This window comes from Polaribacter litoreus, assembly GCF_054584775.1.
The window spans coordinates 44,642-57,656 of record NZ_JBTLRD010000001.1; the positions used below are offsets into that span (position 1 = coordinate 44,642).

9 protein-coding genes are annotated in these 13,015 nt (G+C 31.1%); 7 read left to right on the forward strand and 2 right to left on the reverse strand.

What is annotated here, in order from left to right; translation table 11 throughout:
- Positions 1-18 precede the first annotated feature (18 nt).
- From porU to ACW9UN_RS00240, 7 genes are all read left to right on the forward strand, one after another.
- The gene (gene porU, locus ACW9UN_RS00210; RefSeq protein WP_459482976.1) at positions 19-3,414 is read left to right on the forward strand and encodes a type IX secretion system sortase PorU; all 3,396 of its coding nucleotides are present in this window, start codon (positions 19-21) and stop codon (positions 3,412-3,414) included.
- Between the two features lie 35 nt (positions 3,415-3,449).
- A complete protein-coding gene (porV, locus tag ACW9UN_RS00215; RefSeq protein ID WP_459482977.1) occupies positions 3,450-4,562 on the forward strand; it encodes a type IX secretion system outer membrane channel protein PorV in 1,113 nt (370 codons plus the stop codon).
- 75 nt (positions 4,563-4,637) lie between these two features.
- Complete coding sequence (gene cdd / locus ACW9UN_RS00220) at positions 4,638-5,120, forward strand: cytidine deaminase (RefSeq protein ID WP_459482978.1); 483 nt, start codon at positions 4,638-4,640, stop codon at positions 5,118-5,120.
- A gap of 17 nt (positions 5,121-5,137) precedes the next feature.
- Positions 5,138-5,539 (forward strand): group III truncated hemoglobin, encoded by a 402-nt coding sequence (locus ACW9UN_RS00225; protein ID WP_459482979.1) that lies wholly within the window; start codon positions 5,138-5,140, stop codon positions 5,537-5,539.
- A 122-nt stretch (positions 5,540-5,661) separates the two neighbouring features.
- Positions 5,662-6,726: a 3-oxoacyl-ACP synthase III family protein gene (locus ACW9UN_RS00230; protein ID WP_459482980.1), complete on the forward strand. Its 1,065-nt coding sequence runs from the start codon at positions 5,662-5,664 to the stop codon at positions 6,724-6,726.
- Positions 6,727-6,913: 187 nt separating this feature from the next.
- Positions 6,914-8,449: a glutamine-hydrolyzing GMP synthase gene (gene guaA / locus ACW9UN_RS00235; RefSeq protein ID WP_459482981.1), complete on the forward strand. Its 1,536-nt coding sequence runs from the start codon at positions 6,914-6,916 to the stop codon at positions 8,447-8,449.
- 5 nt (positions 8,450-8,454) lie between these two features.
- Positions 8,455-10,116: a LysM peptidoglycan-binding domain-containing protein gene (locus ACW9UN_RS00240; RefSeq protein WP_459482982.1), complete on the forward strand. Its 1,662-nt coding sequence runs from the start codon at positions 8,455-8,457 to the stop codon at positions 10,114-10,116.
- 705 nt (positions 10,117-10,821) lie between these two features.
- Here ACW9UN_RS00240 and obgE read toward each other — a convergent pair.
- A complete protein-coding gene (gene obgE / locus ACW9UN_RS00245; protein ID WP_459482983.1) occupies positions 10,822-11,811 on the reverse strand; it encodes a GTPase ObgE in 990 nt (329 codons plus the stop codon).
- A 76-nt stretch (positions 11,812-11,887) separates the two neighbouring features.
- On the reverse strand, positions 11,888-13,006 hold the full coding sequence (locus tag ACW9UN_RS00250) for an adenylate kinase (protein ID WP_459482984.1): 1,119 nt from the start codon (positions 13,004-13,006) through the stop codon (positions 11,888-11,890).
- Between the last annotated feature and the right edge of the window lie 9 nt (positions 13,007-13,015).

Here is a 13,015-nt window from a genome sequence, read left to right on the forward strand (position 1 = left end):
CGTTATTTAATTTTATTTATGAAAAAATATTTTTTATTCTTTTTTTTTGTTTTTCTCTCGCAAATATTTCTCTCTCAAACCAGTAATTCTGTGTTGTCTAGTGGAGAGTGGTATAAATTTTCTGTAGATACAACTGGTATCTTTAAAATAGATAGAAATTTGTTGCAACGAATAGGAGTTTCAACAAGTGGTTTAAATCCTAAAAAAATACATATTTATGGCAATGGAGGGCAATTATTACCAGTTTTAAATAGCGATTTTAGATACGATGATTTGCAAGAGAATGCTATTTTTATTTCAGGTGAAAACGATGAATCTTTTGATAGTAATGATTATATCCTTTTTTATGCCAAAGGGCCACATGGTTGGAGTGTAGACACTGCAAGAGGTTTAGCAACGCATAACCAAAATATTTATTCAGATAAGGCTTATTATTTTATTACTGTAAATGATGTTGATGGTAAGAGAGTTCAACCCAAAATACCAATTACATCAAATGTAGTTTCTCAAATTACGGTTTTTGATGATTATACGTTTTACGAAAAAGACGAAAGAAGCATTTTGGCAGCTGGTACTCAGTGGTTTTTTGATGATAATTTTAATATAGAAAATACACAAACATTTCGTATTCCTTTTCCGAATGCAGTAAACAATCAAAATATTAATGTAAGTGTAAGAGGTGTATCAACATCTAGTGCTGTATCTACAATGGATGTAAAAGTGAACGGAGCAGATGCTTTAACTATAAGTTTTCCTGCAGTAAACCCATCTTCTTTAACAAAGGCTTACGCTTTAGAAAGAAGTGTAAACTTGCTGAATTCTTCTCAAAATATAGAGGTGGCTATTACTTACAACAATAACGGAAATCCTTCTGCAAATGCTTTTTTAGATTACATAGAAATTGTTGGAAAAAAACAATTGAGTTTTAGCGATTTTCAGTTTTCTTTCCGAAGTTTTGAGCAGGCAAATACAATAGGTACTGTAGAATATCAAATACAAAACGGAAGCTCTGCCTTTCAAGTTTGGGATGTTACAGATCACATCAATCCAAAATCTATAACCAATGAAAGCACAGACGATAGCTTTAGATTTAAAGATGATGGAGGTGTATTTAAAGAATATGTTATTATTAATCAAGATGATTTTTACTTACCAAAAGTTATCCAAAATTCTAAAATTAATAACCAAAATTTACACGCCGTAAAAGATGTAAATTATATGATGATTACAAATTCAGAACTTGCAACACAAGCACAACGCTTGGCAGATTATCATCAAGAAAATTCAAATTTAACAACTCAAGTAGTTGTTTTAGATGAAATTTACAACGAATTTTCATCGGGTTCTAAAGATATTACAGGAATTAGAGATTTTATAAAACATGTGTATGAGTCAAATTCATCCGAAGAAACAAAACTAAAATATGTATGTTTTTTTGGTGATGCATCGTACGATTATAAAGATAGAATTGCAAGCAACAACAATATTGTACCTGTAAAATTATCAAATATCAGTTTTAATTTAGCGAGTTCTTGGGTTACCGATGATTTTTATGTGATGTTAGATGATAACGAAGGTACAATGTCTAGTTCGCATACTGTAGATGTAGTTTCAAGTAGAATACCAGTCTCAACAATTGCAGAGGCCACTACTGTAGTTGATAAAATTTTAAGCTATTACAGTAAAGATGCTATTGGAGATTGGCGAAATACAATTACCTTGTTGGCAGATGATATTGATGTTTCTGGAGAAGATGTAATTCAAGGTGGTGTTGAGTCTATAGCCGATGAAATCAAAAATAATAAATCTGTTTTTAATGTTAATAAAATTTATGTTGATGCTTTTGTACAACAAAATTCTTCTGGAGGAGAACGCTATCCAGAGGTAAACAGCGCAATAACTAATGCCATTGAAAAAGGGACATTAGTTTTCGATTATTTTGGTCATGGAGGTGAAGATGGTTTTGCATCCGAAAGAATTCTTGATGTTCCTCAAATTCAATCGTTAAACAATAAAAATACCTTACCTCTATTAATTACGGTTACTTGCGATTTTTCTAGATTCGATAACCCAAACAGAATTACAGCTGGTGAATTAACTTTTAAAAGTAAAACAGGTGGTGCTGCAAGTATGATAACCACAACAAGAGAAGTTTTTATTTCTACTGGGCAACGTTTTAATGAACAACTTATTAGAATATTATTAGCGTTTAATAATGAAGATTTTACAATTGCAGAAGCTTTGGTAGTAGCCAAAAATAATTTTTCGAGTACACAAAAATTCTTCATTTATCACTTTGGTGATCCAGCAATGAAATTGGCCATACCAAAACCAAATATTCGTATCACAAAAATGAATAATGTTAATGTAACCCAATCTTTAGATACCATTAAAGCATTATCAAAAGTAAAATTTGAAGGTGTAATTACAGATAATAATAACGTAGTTTTAAACGATTTTAATGGTACATTATCTACAACAATTTTTGACAAATCTATAGATAAAACAACATTAGATAATGATGGCTTTGGAGTTGAAATGGCTTTTGATACACAAGATAGTAAAATATTTAGAGGTAAAGCAACAGTAACCAATGGTGCCTTTAATTTTGAATTTGTTGTGCCTAAAGATATAAAAGTGGCATACGGAAAAGCAAAATTAAGTTTTTATGCAGAAAATGGTAAAATTGATAGAGCAGGAGCTAATTTTGATGTTGAAGTTGGCGGAATTGACGCTAACGCCCCAGAAGATACTGTAGGGCCACAAATAAATGTTTTTATGAATGATGAATCTTTTATTGATGGTGGTAATACCAACAGTTCACCAAATTTAATTGCTGTATTGTCCGACGAAAATGGAATAAACACCTCCATTACAGCAGTAGATCATGATATTGTAGGGATTTTAGATGGTGATACCTCAAACCCAATTATTTTAAATGACTTTTATCAAACTGAAATAGACGACTTTACAAAAGGAAAAGTAAATTATACTTTAAGAGATTTAGAAGTTGGTCCACATACCTTAAAAATAAAAGCTTGGGATACTTACAATAACTCATCAGAAACTACGTTAAATTTTGTGGTTGTAAGTGATGCTATTTTAAATTTAGAAAATGTATTGAATTATCCAAATCCGTTTGTAAATTACACCGAATTTTGGTTCAATCATAATAAGCCCAATGAACCTTTAGAAGTGCAAGTTCAAATTTTTACAGTTTCTGGAAAACTGGTAAAAACCATCAACCAAAATGTGCAAACTACAGGTAATTTATCTAGAAATATTACTTGGAATGGTCTAGACGATTTTGGCAATAAAATAGGTAAAGGAGTATATGTATATAAGTTAAAAGTAACCTCAACTGTCAACAATTTAGTTGCAGAGAAATACGAAAAATTAGTAATCCTACAATAAAAAGTAGATATTTGTAAATAACTATAAAATTAAAAATGAAAAAAATAACTTTTTGTTTAGCGCTTTGTGCTTTAATGAGTTTCAAAGTCAACGCTCAAGATAGAGCGATCACAACAGCTGTACCTTTTATGTTAATTGTATCAGATGCTAGATCTGCAGGAATGGGAGATATTGGGGTTGCTACCACTGCTGATGCTTGGTCCTTATTTCACAATCCAGCAAAAATGACATTTAGTGATCGGCAAGTAAAAACCGGAATTAGCTACTCACCTTGGTTACGAAATTTAACTGATGATATTTTTGTGGCTAGTGTATCTTACATCAATAGATTTAGCGAAAATTCAGCTTGGGGAGCTGAGTTTAGATACTTTTCACTTGGAACAATTGATTTAGCTAATGAAGTAGGACTTTCAGCAGGTAGTATTAATCCGAATGAATTTGTTTTTACAGGTTCCTATTCGTTAAAGTTGAGTGAAACATTTTCTATGGGGGTTGGATTGAAATATTTAAGGTCAGACTTAGCTCTCAATACCGTTATTGATAATGGAATAGAAACTATCAATTCTTTTGCAGTTGATGTTTCAGGATACTACCAATCTTATGAAGAAAACTACGGTAACTTTAATGGGCGTTACAGAATCGGTTTTAATATATCTAATGTTGGGCCTAAAGTTTCGTATACGCCAGGAGAAGAAGATTTTATACCAACCAACTTAAAATTTGGTGGAGGTTTTGATTTTATTTTAGATGATTATAACATTATTTCTACCAACATCGAGTTTACGAAACTTTTAGTACCAACTCCACAGCCAGATGGCTCTGATGAAGAAAAAGGGTGGATTCAAGGAATTTTTGGTTCTTTTGGTGATGCGCCTGATGGTTTTAGCGAAGAATTAAGCGAGTTTACGTATGCTTTAGGTGCTGAATACCTATACAACCAAGCATTTGCCTTAAGAGCAGGATATTTTCATGAAAGTCCAGATAAAGGAAATAGACAGTATTTTACCTTAGGAGGTGGTTTTAAAACCAACGCTTTAAATATCGATTTATCTTATTTAATCAATTCTTCTGATGTAAATAATCCGTTAGAAAATTCTTTACGTTTCTCATTATCGTTTGATTTAGGTGAAATTTATGATAATTATTAAAAGTGATAAATTTTTAGTAACTTTAAAATATGGTAAAGCAGTCTTACAAGGCTGCTTTTTTTGACGATACTAATTATGAAAAAAATTGAAATTAAAACATCAGCAATTGTTTATAATGATATTTCAGAACTTTCTACTGCGGATAAAATATTAATGAACAAAGCCATTGAAGCTAGAGCTAAAGCCTACGCTCCGTATTCTAAGTTTAGTGTTGGTGCAGCATTATTGTTAGATAATAAGCAGATTGTTTTAGGTAACAATCAAGAAAATGCAGCCTATCCATCAGGTATGTGTGCAGAAAGAGTTGCAGTTTGGAGAGCTGGTTCTGAGTACCCAGAAGCAAAAATTTTAAAACTAGCGATTTCGGCAAGTTCTTCTATAACCAAAGTAAACCGACCTGTAGGGCCATGTGGTGCATGTAGGCAAGCATTATCGGAATACGAGGTAAAACAAAAACAGCCTTTTGAAATTTTGTTTATGGGGCAAGTAGGTGAGATTATTAAAACAGCATCTTTACAGTCTTTACTTCCTTTTTCGTTTGATAGTTCTTACTTGTAAGGGATATTTACAAACCAATGACAGAGCTTAAAGAAAATTTTAAACCAGATGTCTCATCAAGAAAAGACATCAAAAAAATTATCACAATATTTTACGATAAATTGCTAGACGATAAAACAATGCTTCCTTTTTTTCAAGAAATTGTAGCAAACAATCAGTTAGAACAGCACCTAGAAATAATTACTGATTTTTGGAACGATATTTTGTTTGATACAGCAACATATTCTAACAATGTAATGCAAAAGCATTTGGATAAAAATGTTGAACTAAACTTCAAAAAACAGCATTTTACCATTTGGGTATCGTATTTTACAGAAACAATTAATTCTATTTTTCAAGGCGAAATTTCTGAACGAATGAAAGCACGAGCCCAATCAATAGCAACAATAATGCAACTTAAGATGAAACTGTATCAATAAAATTAAAACCTTTTTTATTGTTTTACTGGTTATTTTAGTTAAGTTGAATGTAATAATATTATGCGTGCATAGTAAATGGTTCGCATCAAATTTTTTAAATTTGTTTGGTAAACATTCGTATTATGATTTCATCAAAAATAACAGGTACAGGTACATTTATTCCTACTCAAAAAATTGAAAACACTGATTTTTTAAACCATGAATTTCTAAATGCAGATGGCTCTATATTTTCTGCAGATAATGATGTGATTGTAGAAAAATTTAAAGGCATTACAGGTATTGAGTCTAGGCGTTATGCAGCAGATAAATATACAACCTCAGATTTGGCTTTTTTTGCGGCTCAAAAAGCAATACAGGATGCAAATATAAATCCTGAAAAACTAGACTATATTATAATTGCTCATAATTTTGGTGATGTTAAGCCTAGTACAATTCAAGGAGATACTTTACCAAGTTTAGCAACAAGAGTTAAATATAAATTGGGTATCGAAAACCCCAATTGTATAGCTTACGATATTTTATTTGGTTGCCCAGGTTGGATTGAAGGAGTAATTCAAGCACATGCATTTATAAAGGCAGGCATTGCAAAAAAATGTTTGGTAGTTGGTGCAGAAACATTATCTAGAGTTGTAGATAAATATGATAGAGATTCTATGATTTATAGTGATGGTGCAGGAGCATGTATTTTAGAAAAAACAGAAAACCCAGAATCAGGTATCCTAAGTCACGCAAGCCAAACATTTGCTAAAGATGAAGCGTATTTTTTGCACTATGGAGGTTCTTTTAATAAAAGTGAAGACCAGAATATCAGATATATTAAAATGTTTGGTCGTAAAATTTATGAATTTGCCATAACTAATGTGCCAAAAGCAATGCAATTGGCCCTAAAGAAAAGTGGTGTTGAAATAGATAATATTAAAAAGATTTTTATACATCAAGCCAATGAAAAAATGGATGAAGCTATCATCAAACGTTTTTATAGATTGTATAAAAAGCCAGTTCCAGAAGGAATAATGCCAATGAGTATTCATAAATTAGGAAATAGTTCTGTAGCAACAGTACCAACCCTATTAGATTTAGTCTTAAAAGGTAACATAGAAAATCAACAAGTACATAAAGGAGATGTTATTATGTTAGCATCTGTAGGTGCTGGAATGAATATAAATACAATTATTTACAAATATTAAGTTTTTTTACGTGTTAATAAAAGTATCAAAAAAAACAGAAAATAGTTAAAAGGTTTATAGAGAGTTGTTTAATGTTTTTTAAAGGAAGTTTCACTACGGATTCTTACAAATATGCACGAATTCTAATTCATAAAAAAAATCTAACTTTTGATATCGCAAATCTAATCTCAAAATATTATTTTTGCGCATGCAACAACAAAACGTACTTATATTAGATTTTGGATCTCAGTATACACAACTCATTGCAAGAAGAGTTAGAGAGTTAAATATTTATTGCGAAATTCATCCGTATAACAAAATACCAGAAACTTTAGATACTTTTAAAGCGGTTATTTTATCTGGTAGCCCAAATTCTGTTAGAGGCGAAAATGTTTTACATCCAAACTTAGCTAATATTAAAGGTAAAAAGCCTTTATTAGCAGTGTGTTATGGAGCTCAATATTTAGCACATTTTTCAGGAGGAAAAGTATCAGAATCCAACACAAGAGAATATGGTAGAGCCAATTTATCTTATATAAAAGAAGATGAAGCTTTCTTTAAAAATATATCAGAAGGCAGCCAAGTTTGGATGAGTCATTCAGATACTATTAAAGAATTGCCAACAAATGCAGTTTTACTAGCTAGCACAAAAGATGTGCAAAATGCAGCTTACAAAATTCAAGGAGAAACTACGTTTGCTATACAGTTTCATCCAGAAGTATATCACTCTAAAGATGGTAAACAGGTTTTAGAAAACTTTTTGGTAAACATTGCAGAAGTTGCACAAACTTGGACACCAGATTCTTTTGTAGAAAGCACTGTAGAGGCTATCAAAGAAAAAGTAGGTAATGATAGAGTAGTACTAGGACTTTCAGGAGGTGTAGATTCATCTGTAGCAGCAGTTTTATTACACAAAGCCATTGGCAAAAACTTATACTGTATTTTTGTAAATAATGGACTATTGCGTAAAAACGAGTTCGAAAGTGTTTTGAAACAATACGAAGGCATGGGATTAAACGTTAAAGGTGTAGATGCATCTGAACGTTTTTTAAAAAAATTAGAAGGCATTACAGATCCTGAGGGCAAACGTAAAGCAATAGGTAATACTTTTATTGATGTTTTTGATGATGAAGCACATCAAATTAAAGATGTAAAATGGCTTGCTCAAGGTACAATTTATCCAGATGTTATTGAATCTGTATCTGTAAATGGAGGGCCATCTGCAACCATAAAAAGTCATCATAATGTGGGTGGTTTACCAGATTTTATGAAACTTAAAATTGTAGAACCATTACGTATGATTTTTAAAGACGAGGTTCGAAGAGTTGGTAAATCTTTAGGAATTCATAAAGATCTGTTGGGTCGTCATCCATTTCCTGGGCCTGGTTTAGGAATTAGAATATTAGGAGATATTACCGCAGAAAAAGTTCGTATTTTACAAGAAGTAGATGCAATTTTTATCAATGGTTTAAAAGAAGATGGTTTGTACGATAGTGTTTGGCAAGCTGGTGCTATGTTGCTACCAGTAAACTCGGTAGGTGTTATGGGAGATGAAAGAACCTACGAAAAAGTTGTAGCGTTAAGAGCTGTAGAAAGTACAGATGGTATGACAGCAGATTGGGTAGATTTACCGTATAAATTTTTACAAAAAACATCTAATAAAATTATCAACCAAGTTAAAGGGGTAAATAGAGTAGTGTATGATATCAGCTCTAAGCCGCCTGCAACAATTGAATGGGAATAGAGCATATGAAACATTTAAAATTATTTATTTTCCTGTGTATTTTAACCTTTACAGTTTCTTGTGGTCAGCAGAAAAGATACATTCAGTACAAGGTTAAGAAAGGCGAAACAATGAGTAAAATTGCTAAAAAGTTAGACATGAAAAAGGCTAACTTAATTCGCTTAAATCCAGATGTAAATGGAGAACCTAGAGCAAATACATTTTTAGTTGTACCCGAAAAAAAATTAAATAATTTAAAAAACAACATCAAACAAAAAACAGATTTAGTTTTAGATTCTATTGTTGATGTAAAACCAGAGTTAACAACAGAAGAGCACCTTTTAGAAAACTTAAAAGAAAAGTATGAAATCTATGAGGTTAAAAAAGGAGATACTTTTTACAACATAAAAAAAAGATTTGGTGTTTCAAGAGGCGAGTTGTTGTTGTTGAATCCTGAGTTAAAAGAAGGGTTAAAATTAGGAATGATTTTAAAACTAAAAGAAATTCCTGTAAAAGTTTTATTAACAGATAACGATTACTATAATGATGTAATTGATACCAATACCGATTTAAAAGTTGCACTATTATTGCCTTTTAGAGCTCATAAATACCAAAGCGATACACTTTTGCTAAAAGAAATTTTTGCAAATAACTCAACCCTTGTAAATATTGCTACAGATTTTTATTTGGGTGCAGAAATGGCTGTAGATTCTTTACGTAATCAGGGTGTAAACATTCAGTTTACGGCTTACGATACAGGTGAAAGAAGATCAAACCAACTTAATACCATTATAAATCAAAATAATTTAGAGGATAATAATGTTATCATTGGCCCTTTGTATTCAGAGCAAGCATCTACAGTTGCGTCAAATGTTAGTGTACCAGTAATATACCCAGTATATTCTAGTGATCAATCTAATTTTTCTGCAAGCAATATTGTAAAAACATCACCAGAAAAAGAGGTGTTTAGAGCTGAGTTAGAAAGATATCTTATAGAAGAATTTAACAGAATAGATACACTTTTTACAGATTCAATTGCCGCTGAAAATATACTAAATAAAGGTAATATTATTATTGTAAGTGATAATGATGCAAATTCAGTTAAAATTAGTAAATCAATACAAGCTAACTTAAGGTTAAGTACTACTGCTATTGCAAATATTTTACAGCCAGAAGAAGGGTATATAGCCAAATCTCGTTTTTTAGAATTACTAAAACCAAATGAAAAGAATTGGATAGTAATTACTACTGATGATAGTGTTATTGTTAATGATGTAATTAACAGTATGATTAGTTTGCCCGAAAAAACTACAGCAAAAGTATTTACATTTGATAAAGGGCGTGTGTACGATAAAATTGACAATACCAAACTAGCAAAAGTTGGTTTTACTTATGTAAGTGACGAGTTTATTGATGAAAATTCATCAAATGCAAAAATTTTTAACAAACAATATCAAGAAAAAAACAATGCTTTACCATCGTACTATTCTGTAAAAGGTTTTGATATTACCTACGATATTTTGATTAGGTTAGCCTCTGGAAATGACTTGAAATCTACCTTAAACACAGGGGTTTCAAGACGTATAGAAACAAAATTCGATTATAGAAATAGCTCTTTGATTTCAGAAAATAAAGGTTTATTTATTGTGCAGTATAATGAAGATTTAACATTGACTCGATTGAAATAATCATATTTATATATTCTAATATCGACTTTATAGAAGCTCTTTCAGAAGTAAATATACTCTTGTTTATCAGTTAAATAAGTTGTGCTTTAGATAAAAACAGGCCCCAAAAAACGAGTTGTAGGCTCAAAAATCGGGGTTTTTATTTACGGTCTATGTCTAAAATACGAATAATCTAAGAATTTCAGCACGAATTTTTATTTTTAAGTGCTAGCGAAACCTTCAATTTTATTTTAATCAATTTTTGTTATTGATTTGGGAAAATTTATTCAGCAATTCCTTGGGATGATCTAGTATCTGTTTTTAAGATAAAAGAATCCGTTAAAGAGATAAAAAAAAATATTTAAGTCCCAAAGGTAAAATAGCACCAATGTTTTTAAAATATTATGCTTGTTGTTCAGATAAAAATTAATAGAACAACTGATTGCAAATTATTGTAAACAAAGGGCTACTCTAAAAAAGATAAGTGTTCAACAAGAACCTCTTTTTACTAAAGGAGAAAAGCGGTAATGGTGCCAAAAATGGTTGGCAACTTTTAGATTATTATTTGTTATATTTTCCGAGTTAATTTTTACAGGACATAAGCACTGCTGAGGAGCAATTTATTAGCGAATTAGTTTTGATGATTTTAACGAAGGCACTCAGTTTAAAAAAACATTTATATAATTTAGTTCATAAGAATCAAGTTATAAATCGCCCAGAAGTAATTTAATTCAACATTTTCCAAAGCTTATCTTTCAATTCTTGCAACCCTAATTGTGCAACAGAAGAAATAAAAATCGCTTCTACACCTTTTGGTAATTCAGCTTTAATTTCAGCTTTTAGCTCATCATCTAACATATCTGTTTTAGAAATAGCCAACAATCTATCTTTATCTAACAATTCAGGATTGTGTTTTTTAAGCTCATTCAATAAGATTTCATATTCTTTGTTGATGTCATCAGAATCTGCAGGAATCAAGAATAACAACGCCGAATTACGTTCTATATGACGCAAAAAACGATGCCCTAAACCTTTACCTTCTGCAGCACCTTCTATAATTCCAGGAATATCTGCCATTACAAAAGTTTGATGATTTCTATGTTCTACAATTCCTAAATTGGGTTTTAATGTTGTAAACGCATAATCTGCAATTTTAGGTTTTGCAGCAGTAATTACAGATAATAAAGTAGATTTACCAGCATTAGGAAAACCAACCAAACCAACATCTGCTAATAATTTTAATTCAATTCTAAACCAACCTTCTGCACCATCCATACCAGGTTGTGCATATCTAGGAGTTTGATTTGTAGATGATTTAAAATTCCAGTTTCCAAGTCCACCTTTTCCACCACGTAATAAGATTACTTCTTTTTTATCTTCGGTAATTTCTACAATTACTTCATCAGTATCTGCATCTTTTATAATAGTTCCTAGAGGTACATCAATATAAATATCTTCTCCATCAGAACCTGTACTTCTACTTTTACTACCAGCTCCACCACCTTCTGCTCTAAAATGACGTTTAAATTTTAGATGGAATAACGTCCACATATTTTTATCTCCACGTAAAATAATGTGTCCTCCACGTCCACCATCACCACCATCAGGACCACCTTTGGTTATATATTTTTCTCTGTGTAAATGCGCAGAACCTTGTCCGCCTTTACCAGAAGAAGCATATATTTTTATGTAGTCTACGAAATTTCCTTCAGTCATTGTTATCAGTTCAGCGTTCAGAGTTCAGCGTTCAGAGTTATGTACTCATAACTTAAAACTTATAACTCTGAATTTGTTACAGTTTGTCAAATACTTCTGCAATTCTTTTGGTAATTTCTTCTATAGAGCCAACACCATTAATACCATAGTATTTGTTCTGAGCTTCGAAATAATCTTTTAAAATTGCTGTTTTTGTATTGTATTCGTTAAAACGATTTCTAATTTTGCTTTCATCAGTATCGTCTGTTCTACCACTTGTTTTTCCTCTTTCTAGTAAACGAGTTACTAAAACATCTTCTGGTACTTCTAAAGCAACCATAGCATTAATCTGCTCGCCTTTATCAGCTAAAAAAGTATCTAAAGCTTCTGCTTGCGATTGTGTTCTTGGAAAACCATCAAAAATAAAACCATTGGCATCTGCATTTTTTTCTACTTCTGCTTTTAGCATATTTATGGTTACTTCATCTGGCACTAAATCGCCTTCATCCATATATTTTTTGGCTAATAAACCTAATTCAGTAGCGTTTTTAATATTGAAACGAAAAACATCTCCTGTAGAAATATGTACTAAATTATACATTTCTTTTAAGAAGTTTGCTTGTGTTCCTTTTCCTGCTCCTGGAGGGCCAAATAATACGATGTTTTTCATTTTAGGTTTTGTTGTTAATTGATATATTTCTGGGTAATTTCTTCCTATTCCATTATAATCTAGTCCATATCCAACTATAAATTTGTCTTCGATACTTTTACCTATATAATCTATTGGTAATTCTTTTCTAAATACATCTGGTTTAAAAAATAAAGAAACTACTTTTAATTTTTTAACATTTTGGTTTTTAAAGATATTATAAATTTCTTGTAGTGTATTTCCTGTATCTATAATATCTTCTAGAATTATAACAGTTCTGCCAGTTAAATCTTCGTTAATACCTACCAATTGTTTTACATTATCTGTAGATGAGGTACCTTGGTAAGAAGCTAATTTTACAAAAGAAACTTCGCAATTGCCATTAAATTCTCTAATAAAATCTGCCGCAAATAAAAAGCATCCGTTTAAAATACCTACAAAAAGTGGTACTTCGTTTTTAGGTAAATCTGCGCTAACTTGTTCTGCTAAATGTTTTACAATGGCACTGAGTTCATCTTTTTTGATGAAAGGTTTAAAGTATAAATCGTGAAGTTTTAAAATACTCATAAGGATGCA